General features: G+C 54.1%; 17 protein-coding genes. 12 read left to right on the top strand and 5 right to left on the bottom strand.

Annotation, left to right across the window (positions count from 1 at the left end):
• Positions 1 to 83: 83 nt before the first annotated feature.
• The 3 genes from phrB to OGX97_RS17290 all read right to left on the bottom strand — a co-directional run bounded on the left by phrB (position 84) and on the right by OGX97_RS17290 (position 2,379).
• Entirely contained in the window at positions 84 to 1,502 is a 1,419-nt protein-coding gene (phrB, locus tag OGX97_RS17300) for a deoxyribodipyrimidine photo-lyase (protein WP_279850448.1), read from the bottom strand.
• Between the two features lie 18 nt (positions 1,503 to 1,520).
• The gene (locus tag OGX97_RS17295; RefSeq protein WP_003831377.1) at positions 1,521 to 2,075 is read right to left on the bottom strand and encodes a DUF1722 domain-containing protein; all 555 of its coding nucleotides are present in this window, start codon (positions 2,073 to 2,075) and stop codon (positions 1,521 to 1,523) included.
• A gap of 97 nt (positions 2,076 to 2,172) precedes the next feature.
• Positions 2,173 to 2,379, bottom strand: a complete 207-nt coding sequence (locus OGX97_RS17290) for a YbfA family protein (protein ID WP_003022870.1) — start codon at positions 2,377 to 2,379, stop codon at positions 2,173 to 2,175.
• 308 nt (positions 2,380 to 2,687) lie between these two features.
• Here OGX97_RS17290 and kdpF point away from each other — a divergent pair, with 308 nt between their 5' ends.
• Genes kdpF through kdpE form a run of 6 tightly spaced genes read left to right on the top strand, consistent with a single transcriptional unit; the run spans position 2,688 to position 10,469 of the window.
• Complete coding sequence (gene kdpF, locus OGX97_RS17285) at positions 2,688 to 2,777, top strand: K(+)-transporting ATPase subunit F (RefSeq protein ID WP_001670793.1); 90 nt, start codon at positions 2,688 to 2,690, stop codon at positions 2,775 to 2,777.
• Positions 2,777 to 4,456, top strand: coding sequence for a potassium-transporting ATPase subunit KdpA (kdpA, locus tag OGX97_RS17280; protein ID WP_279850447.1), 1,680 nt, complete (start codon positions 2,777 to 2,779; stop codon positions 4,454 to 4,456). The genes kdpF and kdpA overlap by 1 nt, the downstream gene beginning before the upstream one ends.
• A gap of 20 nt (positions 4,457 to 4,476) precedes the next feature.
• Positions 4,477 to 6,525, top strand: coding sequence for a potassium-transporting ATPase subunit KdpB (gene kdpB, locus OGX97_RS17275; RefSeq protein WP_279850446.1), 2,049 nt, complete (start codon positions 4,477 to 4,479; stop codon positions 6,523 to 6,525).
• A gap of 8 nt (positions 6,526 to 6,533) precedes the next feature.
• Positions 6,534 to 7,100, top strand: a complete 567-nt coding sequence (gene kdpC / locus OGX97_RS17270; protein ID WP_279850445.1) for a potassium-transporting ATPase subunit KdpC — start codon at positions 6,534 to 6,536, stop codon at positions 7,098 to 7,100.
• A gap of 10 nt (positions 7,101 to 7,110) precedes the next feature.
• Positions 7,111 to 9,795, top strand: a complete 2,685-nt coding sequence (gene kdpD, locus OGX97_RS17265; RefSeq protein WP_008784119.1) for a two-component system sensor histidine kinase KdpD — start codon at positions 7,111 to 7,113, stop codon at positions 9,793 to 9,795.
• The gene (gene kdpE, locus OGX97_RS17260; RefSeq protein WP_048226088.1) at positions 9,792 to 10,469 is read left to right on the top strand and encodes a two-component system response regulator KdpE; all 678 of its coding nucleotides are present in this window, start codon (positions 9,792 to 9,794) and stop codon (positions 10,467 to 10,469) included. Before kdpD ends, kdpE begins: the two co-directional genes overlap by 4 nt.
• Positions 10,470 to 10,565: 96 nt before the next feature.
• Here the strand turns inward: kdpE and pgm are convergent, their stop codons facing one another.
• Both pgm and seqA read right to left on the bottom strand, forming a co-directional pair.
• Positions 10,566 to 12,206 carry a phosphoglucomutase (alpha-D-glucose-1,6-bisphosphate-dependent) gene (pgm, locus tag OGX97_RS17255; RefSeq protein WP_008784117.1) on the bottom strand — a complete coding sequence of 547 codons (1,641 nt, stop codon included), beginning with the start codon at positions 12,204 to 12,206 and terminating at the stop codon, positions 10,566 to 10,568.
• Positions 12,207 to 12,230: 24 nt separating this feature from the next.
• Positions 12,231 to 12,773, bottom strand: a complete 543-nt coding sequence (seqA, locus tag OGX97_RS17250; RefSeq protein WP_048214679.1) for a replication initiation negative regulator SeqA — start codon at positions 12,771 to 12,773, stop codon at positions 12,231 to 12,233.
• A gap of 194 nt (positions 12,774 to 12,967) precedes the next feature.
• Here seqA and ybfF point away from each other — a divergent pair, with 194 nt between their 5' ends.
• The 6 genes from ybfF to tcuR all read left to right on the top strand — a co-directional run bounded on the left by ybfF (position 12,968) and on the right by tcuR (position 16,634).
• Positions 12,968 to 13,741 (top strand): esterase, encoded by a 774-nt coding sequence (gene ybfF, locus OGX97_RS17245; protein ID WP_048236466.1) that lies wholly within the window; start codon positions 12,968 to 12,970, stop codon positions 13,739 to 13,741.
• Between the two features lie 128 nt (positions 13,742 to 13,869).
• Positions 13,870 to 14,157, top strand: a complete 288-nt coding sequence (ybfE, locus tag OGX97_RS17240; RefSeq protein ID WP_003831362.1) for a LexA regulated protein — start codon at positions 13,870 to 13,872, stop codon at positions 14,155 to 14,157.
• 155 nt (positions 14,158 to 14,312) lie between these two features.
• On the top strand, positions 14,313 to 14,843 hold the full coding sequence (gene fldA / locus OGX97_RS17235; RefSeq protein WP_003022839.1) for a flavodoxin FldA: 531 nt from the start codon (positions 14,313 to 14,315) through the stop codon (positions 14,841 to 14,843).
• 210 nt (positions 14,844 to 15,053) lie between these two features.
• Positions 15,054 to 15,140 carry a ryhB-regulated fur leader peptide gene (locus tag OGX97_RS17230; RefSeq protein WP_100247215.1) on the top strand — a complete coding sequence of 29 codons (87 nt, stop codon included), beginning with the start codon at positions 15,054 to 15,056 and terminating at the stop codon, positions 15,138 to 15,140.
• Positions 15,133 to 15,579, top strand: a complete 447-nt coding sequence (gene fur / locus OGX97_RS17225; protein WP_003022836.1) for a ferric iron uptake transcriptional regulator — start codon at positions 15,133 to 15,135, stop codon at positions 15,577 to 15,579. The genes OGX97_RS17230 and fur overlap by 8 nt, the downstream gene beginning before the upstream one ends.
• Before the next feature lie 128 nt (positions 15,580 to 15,707).
• Positions 15,708 to 16,634, top strand: coding sequence for a tricarballylate utilization LysR family transcriptional regulator TcuR (gene tcuR, locus OGX97_RS17220; RefSeq protein ID WP_267445091.1), 927 nt, complete (start codon positions 15,708 to 15,710; stop codon positions 16,632 to 16,634).
• Positions 16,635 to 16,728 lie beyond the last annotated feature (94 nt).

The raw sequence follows: 16,728 nt of genomic DNA, 5'->3' as shown, positions 1-16,728 counted from the left end.
GCGTACACGCTTCAGCGCTAAATGCCCCCCACTGCAACATATTCATTCTGCTGGAAGGTATTACGCAGAAATCCGCTGCGCGCTTATCCCTTACGCGCCGCCTCATATGCCGCCAGCGTCGCCAGCCTCGCCTGTTTATGATCCACAATCGGGCGAGGATAACTCAGTGTTACCTGCGCTTTTTCAGCCCACGACCACGGTTCATGAATGGCTTTACCCGGCACGTCGCGCAGTTCCGGCACCCACTGGCGGATAAACTCACCGTCACGGTCGAATTTTTCGCCCTGCGTCGTGGGGTTAAAGATACGGAAATACGGTGCGGCGTCGGTTCCGGTTGAGGCTGCCCACTGCCAGCCGCCGTTATTGGCCGCCAGGTCGCCATCGATCAGTTGCGACATGAAATATTGTTCGCCTTTACGCCAGTCGATCAGCAGGTCTTTCACTAAAAAACTGGCGGTAATCATTCGTAAACGATTATGCATCCAGCCCGTGGCGTTGAGCTGACGCATGGCCGCATCCACAATGGGGTAGCCCGTATTCCCTGTTTTCCAGGCCTGCAAATGCGTCGGATTATTCTGCCATTGCACGCGATCGGTCCAGCGAATAAAAGGTTGATACCGACACAGCGCCGGATGGTAAGTCATCAGATGACGATAAAATTCGCGCCAGATAAGCTCATTCAACCAAACGCTGCCTGCCCCATCCTCAAGCGCCTGCGGCTGCTCCACGAGCAGTCGATTCAGGCACTGGCGCGGCGATAGCCCTCCTGTCGCCAGGCTCGCGGATAATCGACTGGTTCCATCAATCGCCGGAAAGTCACGCAGTTGTTCATATTCTCCGGCGGCCTGCTGGCAAAAATGGCGTAACTGCGCGATGGCCAATTTTTCTTCTGCCGGAAATTGCTGCGAATCAAAATCCTGCTGCGGGTAGATCAGCGTGATGGATGTTAATGGAGAGTCAAGAGCACCGCTTTCTCTTACCTTCGGCGCACTGACACATTCTGGGATCCCGTCTTTTATCCGCTTCAGCCAGGCATTTTTAAACGGCGTAAAGACTTTATACATCTCGTGATTACCGGTCATGACCGCCCCCGGAGGCAGGATCACGCTGTCGTCAAACCCTTCGCACACCACCTGAGGTAATGACTTTTCGACGGCAGCATCACGCTGGCGTTCGTTTATTTCATACTGATAGTTATAAAATATTCGACTGACGCCATGCTGTACGCAGACGTTTTTGACGGTTTCCACACTGGTCGCAAAATCACCGACTTCATGAAACAGAAGCGGGATGCCCTTTTCTGCCAGCGCCGTTTGCAACGCGTTCAACTGCGCGTTAACCAATGCCGCCTGACGTGGGGCCATATCATGCGCCTTCCACTGTTCAGGCGTGGAGATATAGAGCGCGAGTACATGTGCAGAACGATCCCGACAAGCCGCCGCCAGCGCGAGATTGTCATGCAGACGTAAATCACGCCGAAACCAGACCAGATGCGTGGTCATAACACTCCCTGATAAAAATTAATCATTGCCCTGTAAACGCCAAATCGCAGGCCAGAGTTCAAAATAACGTTGCCCGGACAACCAGGTGTTCGGGTGCTCAGCCATATAGTGTTTGAGGAGCATTAAGGGTGCAAGTAGCGGCTGCGCCTCGCGTCGATAGTTATCGATTATCGAGGTCAATTCCTGACGTTGACGCAGATCGAGCTGATTACGGAAATAGCCCTGTACGTGCATCAATACATTGGTATGGTTACGCCGGGTAGCAGGATTTAATAACAGATGGGTCAATCGTAGGCGATACTCAGTAAAAAAAGCATCGAGATCTTGCCATTCATGGATTGCGGCAACGAAGGGGCCAAGCTCCCGATACTCTGGCTGGGAATGCGCCAGTAGTACCAGTTTATAGCGGGTATGATAGTCAATTAATGCGCCCCGCGTTAATTTTCGCTGACGCAGGCGGTGCAATTCATGCAAAGCGTAAACACGTATTAATGTATTTTCGTCGAACTGAGGTGCCTCACTCGCTTCTGTGGTCAGACAGGTGCGGATACCAACAGGAATTCTCGTGCTCATCGCCACTCCTTATCCGTTACTCAGATAAGTGTAGACGTCGGCGTATAAAAAAACCGCCACATTGCTGTTGGCGGTTTTCTTGAACAATAACGACAACTTAATAGAAGTCGCAGGTGGCTTTTTCAGCCTGCTCCATCCACACCGGTTTATCACTGGTTTTGGACCAGACGCGGTGCAGATAGCTGTAAAAACGGGCGCGGTCTTTCCAGAACAACATGACCGGCAGCGCCAGCACGCCCGCCACAACGGCAAAGGTACGGCGCAAGAAAACAATGTGTGCTGGATATTCTTTATAAAAGTCCATAATCCTCTCCCATATATCTGTTCGGTGAATCGCACCGGAAAAATAAACTTGGTTAACTGATGAAAATAATACCGCCTTGTGTGTAATTTTGCTACTCATCCGACCACTTATTTTTATCTATTGATGCTCCGTTTAGCTAAAAACCGTAACTAAGTTACATAAAAGTTAAATTAATACTAATCATTAGTTAAATAATGGTCTTTGCCATTTTTATACTTTTTTTACACCCCTCCCACTGATTTTTGCGAAATCTTTGCAAGCAAAAATCTACGCTCTGGTTATCACATTTATGCCACTGGAGGTGCACCGTGAGTGCAGGCGTGATAACCGGCATTGTGCTGGTCTTTTTATTATTAGGTTATCTGGTGTATGCCCTGATTAATGCGGAGGCGTTCTGATGGCGGCCCAAGGATTTTTACTCATTGCCAGTTTCTTGCTGGTACTGTTTATCATCGCCAGACCGCTGGGTTTTGGCTTGGCTCGGCTGATCAATAATACGTCCCTGCCGGGCCTGGCTGGCGTGGAACATCTGCTCTGGCGCGGTCTGGGCATCTCGCAGCAGGAGATGAACTGGCGGCAGTATCTGTTGGCGATCCTCGCGCTCAATGTGCTGGGGTTGCTGGTCCTGTTTTCAATGCTGATGGCGCAAAACCTGCTGCCGCTAAATCCGCAACAGTTACCTGGGCTTTCGTGGGATTTGGCGCTCAACACGGCGGTAAGTTTTGTCACTAATACCAACTGGCAATCCTATGCTGGCGAAACCACCTTAAGCTACTTCAGCCAGATGGTCGGGCTGACCGTGCAGAACTTCCTGTCAGCGGCAACCGGGATTGCGGTGATTTTTGCCCTGGCCCGTGCCTTTACTCGCCAGAGTATGAACACGCTGGGCAACGCCTGGGTCGATCTGGTTCGCATTACGCTGTGGATCCTGCTCCCCATTGCATTGCTCATTGCGTTGTTCTTCATTCAGCAAGGTGTGCTGCAAAACGTGTTGCCCTATCAGCCCATTACTACCCTTGAAGGGGTGAAACAGCTGCTGCCAATGGGGCCCGTCGCCTCACAGGAAGCGATTAAGATGCTTGGCACTAACGGGGGTGGGTTCTTTAACGCTAACTCATCACATCCGTTTGAAAACCCTACCGCGTTGACCAATCTGGTACAGATGCTGGCCATTTTCTTAATTCCTACCGCGCTGTGTTTTGCCTTTGGTGATGTGGTTGGCGATCGTCGCCAGGGGCGGACCCTGCTGTGGGCCATGTCGCTGATATTTGTAGTCTGCGTAGCCGTGGTGATGTGGGCCGAAGTTCAAGGCAACCCGCACCTGATGGCATTCGGTGCAGACAGTAATATCAACATGGAAGGCAAAGAAAGCCGCTTTGGCGTGCTGGCTACGAGTCTTTTTTCCGTCGTGACGACAGCGGCATCTTGCGGCGCTGTCGATGCGATGCATGACTCCTTCACCGCGCTGGGCGGGATGGTGCCGATGTGGCTAATGCAGATTGGCGAAGTGGTCTTCGGTGGTGTCGGTTCGGGCCTGTACGGCATGCTGCTGTTCGTGTTGTTGGCGGTGTTTATCGCGGGCCTGATGATTGGTCGCACGCCGGAATATCTGGGTAAGAAAATAGACGTGCGTGAAATGAAAATGACCGCACTGGCGATTCTGGTCACCTCTGCGCTGGTCCTGCTCGGTACGGCGATAGCGATGATGAGCGACGCCGGACGCAGCGCCATGCTCAATCCTGGTCCACATGGCTTTAGTGAGGTGTTGTACGCCGTATCGTCTGCCGCGAACAATAACGGCAGCGCCTTCGCCGGATTAAGCGCCAACAGCCCGTTCTGGAACTGTCTGCTGGCCCTGTGCATGTTCTTCGGCCGTTTCGGCGTGATCATCCCCGTGATGGCAATTGCCGGATCGCTGGTCAGTAAAAAGATCCAGCCAGCAAGTCCAGGCACGCTGCCTACCCACGGTGCACTGTTTGTCGGGTTGTTAATCGGTACGGTGTTACTGGTTGGCGCCCTCACCTTTGTTCCTGCCCTGGCGCTTGGCCCGGTCGCAGAATACCTGTCATTACACTGAGTGATGCGGAGCACATGACTATGAGTCGCAAGCAACTGGCGCTGTTCGAACCCTCTCTGGTCGCACAGGCGCTGATGGATGCCGTGAAAAAATTAAGCCCACATACCCAGTGGCGCAATCCGGTGATGTTTATCGTCTGGCTGGGCAGTCTGCTGACAACCCTGTTAACGTTGGCAATGGCCACAGGCCATATACAAGGCAATCCGTGGTTTACCGGCGCGATAAGTCTGTGGCTGTGGGTCACCGTTCTGTTCGCCAACTTTGCCGAAGCGCTGGCGGAAGGACGCAGTAAGGCTCAGGCTAACAGTCTGAAAGGAGTTAAAAAAACCGCTTTTGCTCGCAAACTCCGCGAGCCGAAATACGGTGCCGCCATGGATCACGTTCCGGCGGAGGATTTGCGCAAAGGAGATATCGTGTTAGTAGAAGCGGGCGATATTATCCCGTGTGACGGCGAGGTCATCGAAGGTGGCGCATCGGTGGATGAAAGCGCCATTACCGGTGAATCCGCGCCGGTCATTCGTGAATCCGGTGGTGATTTCGCCTCCGTCACCGGCGGGACCCGCATCCTCTCCGACTGGCTGGTGATTGAATGTAGCGTAAACCCTGGTGAAACGTTCCTCGACCGGATGATCGCCATGGTTGAAGGCGCGCAGCGGCGTAAAACGCCGAATGAAATCGCCCTGACGATCCTGTTGATAGCCCTGACCATCGTTTTTCTGCTGGTGACCGCCACGCTGTGGCCATTTTCCGCCTGGGGTGGTAGCGCGGTTAGCGTCACGGTACTGGTTGCCCTGCTGGTGTGTCTGATCCCCACCACCATCGGCGGGCTACTCTCCGCAATTGGCGTCGCCGGGATGAGCCGCATGCTGGGCGCGAACGTCATCGCCACCAGCGGACGTGCAGTAGAAGCTGCGGGTGACGTGGACGTACTGCTGCTGGACAAAACCGGCACCATTACGCTGGGTAACCGCCAGGCTTCAGATTTCCTGCCCGCCCAGGGCGTGGACGAAAAAACGCTGGCCGACGCCGCGCAGCTTTCATCACTTGCCGATGAAACCCCAGAAGGCCGCAGCATCGTGATTCTGGCTAAACAGCGCTTTAATCTGCGTATTCGCGACGTGCAATCGCTACACGCCACCTTTGTACCGTTTACCGCCCAAAGTCGGATGAGCGGGATCAACATCGACAACCGCATGATCCGCAAAGGGTCGGTCGATGCTATTCGTCGTCACGTCGAGGCCAACGGCGGCCAGTTCCCTGCCGACGTGGAGCAGAAGGTCGAAAACGTCGCACGCCTAGGCGCTACACCGCTGGTGGTTGCCGAAGGCTCCCACGTACTGGGCGTGATTGCCCTGAAAGATATCGTAAAAGGCGGAATCAAAGAACGTTTTGCCCAACTACGCAAAATGGGCATCAAAACGGTGATGATCACCGGCGATAACCGTTTAACCGCCGCCGCGATTGCGGCAGAAGCCGGGGTAGATGACTTCTTAGCTGAAGCCACGCCGGAAGCCAAGCTGGCGCTGATTCGTCAGTATCAGGCGGAAGGTCGTCTGGTAGCGATGACCGGCGACGGAACCAATGACGCCCCGGCGCTGGCGCAAGCCGACGTGGCGGTCGCCATGAACTCCGGGACCCAGGCGGCGAAGGAAGCAGGCAACATGGTGGATCTCGACTCTAACCCCACCAAGCTGATTGAGGTGGTGCACATTGGTAAACAGATGCTGATGACGCGTGGTTCGCTGACCACCTTCAGTATTGCCAACGACGTGGCGAAGTATTTCGCCATTATCCCGGCCGCGTTCGCCGCCACCTACCCGCAGCTCAATGCACTTAACGTGATGGGTCTGCATTCGCCGGATTCGGCGATCCTCAGCGCGGTTATCTTTAATGCGCTGGTTATCGTCTTTCTGATCCCGCTGGCGCTTAAAGGCGTGAGCTACAAACCGTTATCCGCATCCGCAATGCTGCGCCGTAATTTGTGGATCTATGGTCTGGGTGGTCTGGTTGTGCCGTTTATCGGTATCAAAGCAATTGATTTACTGCTGACCCTGCTGGGTCTGGTGTGAGGTTTCAGATGAGTGGATTACGTCCTACATTATCAACATTGATTTTCCTGATGCTTATCACTGGCGGGGCTTACCCGTTGTTGACCACCGCGTTGGGGCAGTGGTGGTTTCCCCACCAGGCTAACGGCTCGCTTCTACGCGAAGGTCAGGTCGTTCGCGGCTCTGCGCTCATTGGGCAACATTTTACCGTGGCCGGTTATTTTCAGGGACGTCCGTCTGCTACAGCAGAAATGCCCTATAATCCAATGGCTTCAGGCGGCAGCAATCTGGCAGCCAGCAACCCGGAACTGGATAAACAGCTGCAAAGCCGGATAGCCGCGCTGCGTGCCGCCAACCCGCAGGCAAATCCTGCCGTTCCGGTAGAGCTGGTAACGGCTTCTGCCAGCGGACTGGACAACAACCTGACACCCGCCGCGGTGGCCTGGCAAATCCCCCGCGTGGCGCAGGCTCGCAACCTCAGCGTTGAAGAAGTCACGCGCCTGGTTGCACAATACACGCAAAAGCCGTTGGTCAGTTTTATCGGCCAGCCGGTGGTGAACCTGGTAGAACTTAATTTAGCGCTGGATAAGCACTGAGAAAAAGGACATGCATAACGAACCCTTACGCCCCGACCCCGATCGCCTGCTGGAGCAGACCGCTGCCCCGCACCGCGGAAAACTGAAAATTTTCTTCGGCGCGTGTGCAGGCGTCGGTAAAACCTGGGCCATGCTGGCAGAGGCCCAGCGGCTGCGGGCGCAGGGGTTAGATGTGCTGATTGGCGTGGTGGAAACCCACGGACGCAAAGAGACCGCCGCGCTGCTGGACGGTCTCAGCATCCTGCCGCTAAAGAGACAGGCGCGCCATGGTCGTCATATCAGCGAGTTCGATCTCGACGCGGCGCTGGCCCGCCGTCCGGCGCTCATTTTGATGGATGAACTGGCGCACAGTAATGCGCCTGGCTCACGCCACCCTAAGCGTTGGCAAGACATTGAAGAACTGATCGAAGCCGGTATTGACGTTTTTACTACCGTCAACGTGCAGCATCTGGAAAGCCTCAATGATGTGGTCAGCGGCGTCACCGGCATTCAGGTTCGCGAAACCGTCCCCGATCCTTTTTTCGATGCCGCCGACGATGTGGTGCTGGTCGATCTTCCCCCCGACGATTTGCGCCAACGCCTGAACGAAGGCAAGGTCTATATCGCCGGTCAGGCGGAAAGAGCAATCGAGCATTTCTTTCGCAAAGGGAACTTGATCGCGCTACGTGAGCTGGCCCTGCGCCGCACGGCCGATCGGGTTGACGATCAGATGCGTGCCTGGCGAGGGCGTCCGGGGGAAGAAAAAGTCTGGCATACCCGTGACGCCATTTTACTGTGCATTGGACACAATACCGGCAGCGAAAAGCTGGTGCGTGCTGCCGCGCGTCTGGCAGCGCGCCTCGGCAGCGTCTGGCATGCAGTGTATGTCGAAACGCCAGCGCTGCACCGACTGCCCGAAAAACAGCGCCGGGCAATCCTAAGCGCTCTGCGGTTAGCCCAGGAGCTGGGTGCAGAAACCGCCACCCTTTCCGATCCCGCTGAAGACAAGGCGGTAATCCGCTATGCCCGTGAGCATAATCTGGGAAAAATTGTCCTCGGACGTCCGACTACACGACGCTGGTGGCGCAGTGATTCCTTTGCTGACAAACTGGCCCATCGCGCACCGGATCTCGACCTGATGATTGTTGCGCTCGATGAGCCACCTTCGCGCCCTGTGCTACAAACTGCAGATAACCGCACCTTTAAGGATAAATGGCGGGTACAAATTCAGGGTTGTGTGGTTGCCGTCGCGCTGTGCGCCATCATTACGTTGATTGCCATGCAGTGGTTGATGGCCTTTGACGCCGCCAACCTGGTGATGATCTATTTATTGGGCGTGGTGGTTATCGCCCTCTTTTACGGACGCTGGCCGTCGGTGCTGGCAACTTTTATTAACGTCGCCAGCTTCGATCTCTTCTTTATTGCTCCGCGCGGCACGCTGGCCGTTTCCGATGTCCAGTACCTGCTTACCTTCGCCGTGATGCTAACGGTAGGGCTGGTAATCGGTAATCTGACCGCCGGAGTGCGTTATCAGGCGCGGGTGGCCCGTTATCGTGAACAACGTACGCGCCATTTGTATGAGATGTCGAAAGCGCTGGCCGTCGGACGGAGTCAGCAAGATATCGCAGCCACCAGCGAACAGTTTATTGCCTCAACGTTCCAGGCCCGCAGCCAGGTTTTACTGCCCGGTGAGAACGGTAAGCTGGCCCCTCTCACCCATCAACAGGGCATGACGCCGTGGGATGATGCCATTGCCCAATGGAGCTTTGATAAAGGGCAACCGGCAGGCGCAGGTACTGACACGTTGCCAGGTGTGCCGTATCAAATATTACCGTTAAAAAGTGCCGACAAAACGCATGGGCTGCTGGTTGTGGAACCGGGAAATTTACGCCAGCTGATGATCCCCGAACAGCAACGCCTGCTGGAAACTTTCACTTTACTGGTCGCCAGTGCGCTGGAGCGTCTGACGCTGACTGCCAGCGAAGAGCAAGCCCGGTTTGCCAGCGAGCGTGAAAGCATTCGCAACGCGCTGCTCGCCGCCCTTTCCCACGATTTACGTACGCCGCTAACGGTGCTGTTTGGTCAGGCAGAGATCTTAACGTTGGATCTGGCAAGCGAAGGATCGCCGCATGCGCGCCAGGCCAGTGAGATTCGCCAGCACGTCCTGAATACCACCCGGCTGGTTAATAACCTGCTGGATATGGCGCGAATTCAGTCTGGCGGCTTTAATCTTAAGAAGGAGTGGTTAACACTGGAAGAGGTGGTCGGCAGCGCCCTGCAGATGCTGGAGCCAGGACTCTCTGCTCCTATTAATTTGTCGCTACCAGCACCGTTAACGCTGATCCACGTCGATGGCCCACTCTTTGAACGGGTGCTGATTAATCTGCTGGAAAACGCCGTTAAATACGCAGGTCCAGCGGCGCAAATCGGTATTGATGCCAGCGTCGATGGCGAGCACCTGCAACTGGACGTCTGGGATAATGGTCCCGGCATTCCATCGGGTATGGAGCAGCGAGTTTTTGACAAGTTTTCCCGGGGAAACAAAGAGTCATCGGTACCGGGCGTTGGGCTGGGGCTGGCAATCTGTCAGGCCATTGTGGACGTGCACGGCGGTACGATTTCCGTCCACAATCGCGCACAGGGAGGAGCATGTTTCCGTGTTACACTGCCCCAGGAAATCCCCCCTGAACTTGAAGATTTTCATGAGGATATGTGACGAACGTACTGATTGTTGAAGATGAACAGGCTATCCGTCGCTTTCTGCGCACCGCGCTGGAAGCCGATGGTCTGCGTGTATATGAAGCGGAAACGCTGCAACGTGGTCTGCTGGAAGCCGCCACGCGAAAACCCGATCTCATCATTCTCGATCTCGGTCTGCCGGACGGTGACGGCATTGATTTTATTCGTGACCTGCGACAATGGAGCGCGATACCGGTAATTGTGCTCTCAGCCCGCAGCGAAGAAAGCGATAAAATCGCTGCCCTGGATGCCGGTGCCGATGACTATCTCAGTAAACCCTTTGGTATTGGCGAGCTACAGGCGCGATTACGCGTGGCATTGCGCCGCCACGCCAGCGGCGCGTCTCCCGAGCCGGTGGTGCATTTTTCCAACGTAAAAGTAGATATCGCCGCCCGGCTCGTACATCGTGGTGATGAAGAGATTCATCTGACGCCGATTGAGTTTCGCCTGTTAGCGGTACTGCTGAATAATGCCGGAAAGGTACTAACGCAACGCCAGCTGTTAAATCAGGTTTGGGGACCGAATGCCGTCGAACACAGTCACTATCTGCGAATTTACATGGGACACCTGCGCCAGAAGCTGGAACAGGACCCGGCGCGTCCGCGTCATTTTCTGACCGAAACCGGGATTGGTTATCGGTTTATGCCGTGAATCTAAGCCGAATAAAAAAAGCCGGATCAGCGCAAAGCTATCCGGCTTTTTAATTCATGCCGGATAGCGACGCTAGCGTCTTATCCGGCCTACGGTTTACGCGTTCTTCAGCACTTCGCTGACGATCTCAACCGCTTCTTTTTCGATCTGCTTGCGGTGTTCTTCACCGAGGAAGCTCTCGCAGTAGATTTTATAAGCGTCTTCGGTGCCGGACGGACGAGCGGCAAACCAGCCGTTGTCAGTCATCACTTTCAGACCGCCGATAGAAGCACCGTTGCCCGGTGCCGCCGTCAGACGTGCGGTGATCGGGTCGCCCGCCAGCGTGCTGGCACTCACCATTTCCGGAGACAGCTTAGACAGCGCCGCTTTCTGTGCAGAGGTCGCACTTGCCTGCAGGCGGTTGTAGCTCGGCGCACCAAAGCGGGCAGCCAGTTCGTTGTAGTGCTCCTGCGGATTCTTACCGGTCACTGCGGTAATTTCTGCCGCCAACAGGCACATGATGATGCCGTCTTTGTCGGTCGACCACGGTGTACCGTCGAAACGCAGGAAAGATGCCCCCGCGCTCTCTTCACCACCAAAGCCAAAGCTGCCGTCGAACAGACCGTCAACAAACCATTTAAAGCCAACCGGCACTTCGACCAGTTTACGCCCTAAATCATTCACCACGCGGTCAATCATCGCCGAGGACACCAGCGTCTTACCAACGGCAACGTCTTTGCCCCACTGCGGACGATGCTGGAACAGGTAGTTGATCGCCACCGCCAGATAGTGGTTCGGATTCATCAGCCCTGCCGGGGTGACGATACCGTGACGGTCGTAGTCTGGGTCGTTGGCAAAGGCCAGATCGAACTTGTCGCGCAGCGCCAGCAGGCCCGCCATCGCGCACTCGGAGGAGCAGTCCATGCGGATTGCGCCATCTTTGTCGAGATGCATGAAACGGAAAGTCTGATCAACGTGATCGTTAACGATAGTCAGGTTCAGGTTGTAGTGCTTAGCAATACGCTTCCAGTATTCGATACCGGAACCGCCCAGCGGATCGACACCCAGTGTCAGACCCGCTTTTTGGATCGCTGCCATATCGACGATGTCAGCCAGTCCTTCAACAAACGGCTGAACCAGATCCTGCTCTGTTACATGACCAGATGCCAGCGCAGCATCCAGCGACATGCGCTTCACGCCTTGCAGACCGTCAGCCAGCAGCGCGTTGGCTCTGTCTTCCACCACTTTGGTGACGTTGGTATCTGCCGGACCACCGTTTGGCGGGTTATATTTAATGCCGCCATCTTCCGGCGGGTTGTGGGACGGCGTGATCACAATGCCGTCAGCCAGCGGGCCGCCTTTTTTGTTATGGACCAGGATAGCATTCGACACAGCAGGGGTCGGCGTAAAACCGTTATTTTCCTGCACGATGACGTCAACGCCGTTCGCCGCCAGCACTTCCAGTACAGAGATAAAAGCCGGTTCAGACAGCGCGTGGGTATCCTTGCCCACATAGCACGGGCCAGTAATCCCGTTTTTCGCACGTTCTTCAGCAATCGCCTGAGCGATAGCCAGAATATGCGGCTCGTTAAAACTATGACGACCTGCACTGCCACGATGTCCGGACGTACCGAACTTAACGGCGTGCTCAGCGTTCCCTGCTGTTGGTTTCAGTACATAGTACTGTGCCGTCAGTTGGGCGACGTTAATCAAATCACTCTGTTGCGCAGGTTGACCTGCACGGTTGTGGATTGCCATTGCCTGGTCCTTCTAATGCAAGGATTAAATTGTTCCGCAAACCTTTTCAATCAATTCCGCAGGGAATTGCATTGACTGCATGATGTGTTCAACCATGCTGCATTTACGGCCGGTATTGGTGTTGGTGATCACCCAGTACGGCGTGCCTGGCACGTGTTTCGGTTTGGTTTGATTACCATTTTTCAGCAGCGTCTGTTCATCCGCTGCAAAATAAACGCGCGTACGGCCATGCAACGATTCCGTTGCTTCGGCGAACGCGTTTTGATCCAGTGAATAGAGTGTAGACAGCACCAGCATAAAGCGATTTACTGCTTTCTTCTGTTCCGCGTATTCGTCGGACAGCAGCAGTTCACGCATCGCGCGCACTTTATCTTTTACGGGGTTAACCGGCTTAGCTTCCACGACAGGTTGCACAGCGCGGACTTCTTTGACTACCGGAGTGACAGGCTGTGATGCGGCGGAAAATTTCAACATACGCCGTAAAATGTCGGATGCGCTCTCGCCAATATGCTTGGTGTGGCTGGCAATATAGCTATAGAGTTCATCATCAACTTCAATCGTTTTCATCTTAATCCAGTGCAGTGTTTAGCTGAATACAAGTTGTCGGGGTAAACACACGTAGTGTAAAGGCAAATCCCAACAGCGGATAGCGTCAAGCCTGGTGGCCAGCAAAACTCAGAGTAACCGTAGTTGTTGCAGCCATGTGGCAGAATGGTCAACATGATACCCTAACCCGTGAGTGTGAAAAAAAGAACTTTGCCATGAAATTGAATATCCGAGCGCAATCTGCGCAAAACCTGCACAATAATTCTCCCATCGTCCTGGTTCACGGCCTGTTTGGCAGTCTGGATAACCTGGGGATCCTGGCGCGCGATCTGGTGGTCGATCACGATATCATCCAGGTTGATATGCGAAATCATGGCCTCTCCCCTCGCTCCCCTGAGATGAATTATCCGGCCATGGCGCAAGATTTGCTGGATACGCTGGACGCTCAGCAAATAGAAAAGGCGACCTTTATTGGTCACTCGATGGGGGGGAAAGCCGTCATGGCGTTAACCGCACTGGCTCCTGATCGTATCGATCGACTGGTGGCCATTGATATTGCTCCGGTCGACTATCATGTTCGCCGTCACGATGCGATCTTTACCGCTATTAATGCCGTAACCGATGCCCAGGCCACTTCGCGTCAGCAGGCGGCCAGCGTCATGCGTCAACATCTGCATGAGGAAGGCGTAATCCAGTTTCTGCTGAAATCTTTCGTCGACGGCGAATGGCGTTTTAACGTTCCCGTGCTGTGGGATCAGTATCCTCATATCGTCGGTTGGGAAACCATTCCTGCGTGGGAGCACCCGGCGCTGTTTATCCCTGGCGGCAACTCACCGTATGTTACCGAAGCGTATCGCGAACAACTGCTGGCGCAATTCCCACAGGCTCGGGCGCATGTTATTGCAGGAGCCGGTCATTGGGTGCATGCGGAAAAACCGGAGGCGGTGCTGCGCGCCATCCGTCGTTATCTGAACGAACAGGCTAACTGATTAAAAACTCAGCGTCTGCGCGCGATTACGCGCGTGGGCGTTGGCGTGTCACCCCTGCTGATGTATTATGGCGCGCTATCCATCCGGGCAGACGCCTGGCTGATTGTTTCCCCGAAGTCACCAAGATCATGGCCAAAGAACAAACGGACCGTACGACATTAGATCTGTTCGCGCAGGAGCGTCGCCCGGGACGACCCAAAACTAATCCGCTCTCGCGTGATGAACAGTTACGTATTAATAAACGTAATCAGCTTAAGCGTGACAAAGTTCGCGGGCTTAAGCGTGTCGAACTGAAACTGAACGCTGATGCCGTTGACGCTCTGAACGAGCTGGCCGAGGCGCGCAACATGAGTCGCAGTGAACTCATCGAAGAGATGCTGATGACCCAACTCAGCACATTGCGCGGTCAGGCATAGTCTGAATTTCTGCTCTAAATCATAAATCGTGTAGCACAGAGTGCAGTCCTGCGTGTTTGCTGTTTCCGCATGCCTGACTGTTCTGCTATGATTGCCCTTATCCGTGGGCAATGCGCCACCACCATTTCAATAAGTTTCAAGAGGTTATTTAACTCATGGCAATCACTGGCATCTTTTTCGGCAGCGACACCGGTAATACCGAAAACATCGCAAAAATGATTCAAAAACAGCTTGGTAAAGACGTTGCCGATGTTCATGACATTGCAAAAAGCAGCAAAGAAGACCTCGAAGGTTATGACATTCTGCTGCTCGGCATCCCAACCTGGTACTACGGTGAAGCGCAGTGTGACTGGGACGACTTCTTCCCTACCCTCGAAGACATTGATTTTAATGGCAAACTGGTTGCATTGTTCGGCTGCGGCGACCAGGAAGATTACGCAGAATATTTCTGCGATGCGTTAGGGACCATTCGCGACATCATCGAACCGCGCGGCGCAACTATCGTTGGTCACTGGCCGACTGCGGGTTATCACTTTGAAGCGTCTAAAGGCCTGGCTGACGACGACCACTTTGTCGGTCTGGCTATCGATGAAGATCGCCAGCCAGAACTGACAGCAGAACGCGTAGAAAAATGGGTTAAGCAGATCTCTGAAGAGCTGCACCTCGACGAAATCATTAATGCCTGATTTCGTGCGGCGTAGATTTCCATCTGCGCCGCATCAATAGATAAAACCAATCAAAATAATTGCTACAAATTTGTAACTTTTTCGTCTGACCCTGTACAATGGCTGGATGCCAATCGGGTGTTGCACAGTGTGTTTGTCGGCGATACCACGTTTTGATTAACAATATATGCCAGAGACTTGCAGTTTTCATTTAGCCATGGCAGTTCTATAATGATACGCATTATCTCAAGTGCAATTTCTGTCACTTCTGTTAATGAAGTGAATCGTTTAGCTACAGGACAGATTCCGCATGACTGACAACAATACCGCATTAAAGAAGGCTGGCCTGAAAGTAACGCTTCCTCGTTTAAAAATTCTGGAAGTTCTTCAGGAACCGGATAACCATCACGTCAGTGCGGAAGATTTATACAAACGCCTGATCGATATGGGTGAAGAGATTGGTCTGGCGACCGTGTATCGTGTGCTGAACCAGTTTGATGATGCCGGTATCGTGACCCGCCATAATTTTGAAGGTGGTAAATCCGTCTTCGAACTGACTCAACAGCATCACCACGATCACCTCATTTGCCTCGACTGCGGCAAAGTGGTCGAGTTCAGCGATGATTCCATCGAAGCGCGCCAGCGTGAGATTGCGGCTAAACATGGTATTCGTTTAACCAACCATAGTCTCTATCTCTACGGCCACTGCGCTGAAGGCGATTGCCGCGAAGATGAGCATGCCCACGACGGCAAATAGTGTAATGCTTTTTGAAAAGCCAACCTTCCGGTTGGCTTTTTTTATGGGCATTACCTGCCCTTTTCCCCTTCCCTCCGCTCCTGTGTTGCTTTAATGTAAAAATCAATTGCCCCTTCCGGAGAGTCGAAATGGAACTTCGCCAGCTACGCTATTTTGTGCGCATTGTAGAAACCGGCAGCTTGGGTAGCGCGGCGCTCGATCTCAATATCGGGGTTTCGGCACTCAGCCAGCAAATGTCGCGTCTGGAAAACGAACTCGCTATTCGCCTGTTGCAGCGCACCTCGCGAGGCGTGACGCCCACCAGCGCCGGGCTGGCTTTTTACTCCCAGGCGCAGCTGGCGCTTCGTCACGCAGACGACGCGATCCTCGCCGCACGCGAGTCCCGGCTTTCCGGGCACGTCAGCGTCGGCATGGCTCCCAGTACCGCTTCCGTTCTCGGAATGCCGTTTATCAACGCCATGCGGGAAAGCTACAGTGATGTCCGTCTGCATGTGGTGGAAAGCCTCTCTGGCAATCTGGAGCGGATGATTAATACCCGCCAGATTGATCTGGCTGTCGTGTTTCAGAAAGAAAAGATCCTGCGCTGGAGCGCCATACCGATTCTCGAAGAGCGGCTGTTTTTGATTGGGACTCATGCCTTACTGGCTGATATTGCCGATGACAATATTGCTCCAGCCCAGCTGGCAAGTATCCCATTGATAATGCCAAGCCTGGGCCACGGTCTGCGCGGCCGGCTGGAAGCGATTTGTCAGGAACACGCGCTGAACATTGAGATCGCCACGGAAATTGATGGTCTGGCGCTACTCATGCACGCCGTGCGCAGTGGCATTGGTGCCACTCTCCAGCCCGGCGCGGCAATTTCCCATCTCGATAAAGAGACGCTAAGAGTGATCGGCGTCCACAATCCAACACTTAGCCGCCCCAACTTTCTGGTGAGTCTCTCAGACGATGAACTCACCCCGGCAGGCCTCGCAGCCCGCGTGGTGCTGACGAAAGTGATGCATCAACTGGTGGAAGCAGGAAGCTGGCCTGGCGCCATCCTTTACAATAACTAAAGTACCGTTTAGCACCACGTCATAGCGCCCGCACAAGCTGTGCGTATACATTTCAATTACAAATTTAACAAATAGTTAAATGGTAATGGAGTAT

Origin of the sequence: Citrobacter sp. Cpo061, assembly GCF_030332845.1 — a bacterium.
GTDB classification, from domain to species: Bacteria; Pseudomonadota; Gammaproteobacteria; order Enterobacterales; family Enterobacteriaceae; genus Citrobacter; species Citrobacter portucalensis.
Note: the sequence above shows the minus strand (reverse complement) of the source record. Positions and strands in the feature narration are given on the sequence as shown.

Excerpts from the sequence above, each read along its gene's own strand:
- OGX97_RS17290 (WP_003022870.1), bottom strand. The coding sequence starts at position 2,379 with ATGGACTTTTATAAAGAATATCCAGCACACATTGTTTTCTTGCGCCGT.
- kdpB (WP_279850446.1), top strand. The coding sequence starts at position 4,477 with ATGAGTCGCAAGCAACTGGCGCTGTTCGAACCCTCTCTGGTCGCACAG.
- ybfE (WP_003831362.1), top strand. The coding sequence starts at position 13,870 with ATGGCCAAAGAACAAACGGACCGTACGACATTAGATCTGTTCGCGCAG.
- OGX97_RS17230 (WP_100247215.1), top strand. The coding sequence starts at position 15,054 with ATGATACGCATTATCTCAAGTGCAATTTCTGTCACTTCTGTTAATGAA.
- phrB (WP_279850448.1), bottom strand. The coding sequence starts at position 1,502 with ATGACCACGCATCTGGTCTGGTTTCGGCGTGATTTACGTCTGCATGAC.
- ybfF (WP_048236466.1), top strand. The coding sequence starts at position 12,968 with ATGAAATTGAATATCCGAGCGCAATCTGCGCAAAACCTGCACAATAAT.
- fldA (WP_003022839.1), top strand. The coding sequence starts at position 14,313 with ATGGCAATCACTGGCATCTTTTTCGGCAGCGACACCGGTAATACCGAA.
- kdpA (WP_279850447.1), top strand. The coding sequence starts at position 2,777 with ATGGCGGCCCAAGGATTTTTACTCATTGCCAGTTTCTTGCTGGTACTG.
- tcuR (WP_267445091.1), top strand. The coding sequence starts at position 15,708 with ATGGAACTTCGCCAGCTACGCTATTTTGTGCGCATTGTAGAAACCGGC.
- seqA (WP_048214679.1), bottom strand. The coding sequence starts at position 12,773 with ATGAAAACGATTGAAGTTGATGATGAACTCTATAGCTATATTGCCAGC.
- pgm (WP_008784117.1), bottom strand. The coding sequence starts at position 12,206 with ATGGCAATCCACAACCGTGCAGGTCAACCTGCGCAACAGAGTGATTTG.
- fur (WP_003022836.1), top strand. The coding sequence starts at position 15,133 with ATGACTGACAACAATACCGCATTAAAGAAGGCTGGCCTGAAAGTAACG.
- kdpD (WP_008784119.1), top strand. The coding sequence starts at position 7,111 with ATGCATAACGAACCCTTACGCCCCGACCCCGATCGCCTGCTGGAGCAG.
- kdpC (WP_279850445.1), top strand. The coding sequence starts at position 6,534 with ATGAGTGGATTACGTCCTACATTATCAACATTGATTTTCCTGATGCTT.
- OGX97_RS17295 (WP_003831377.1), bottom strand. The coding sequence starts at position 2,075 with ATGAGCACGAGAATTCCTGTTGGTATCCGCACCTGTCTGACCACAGAA.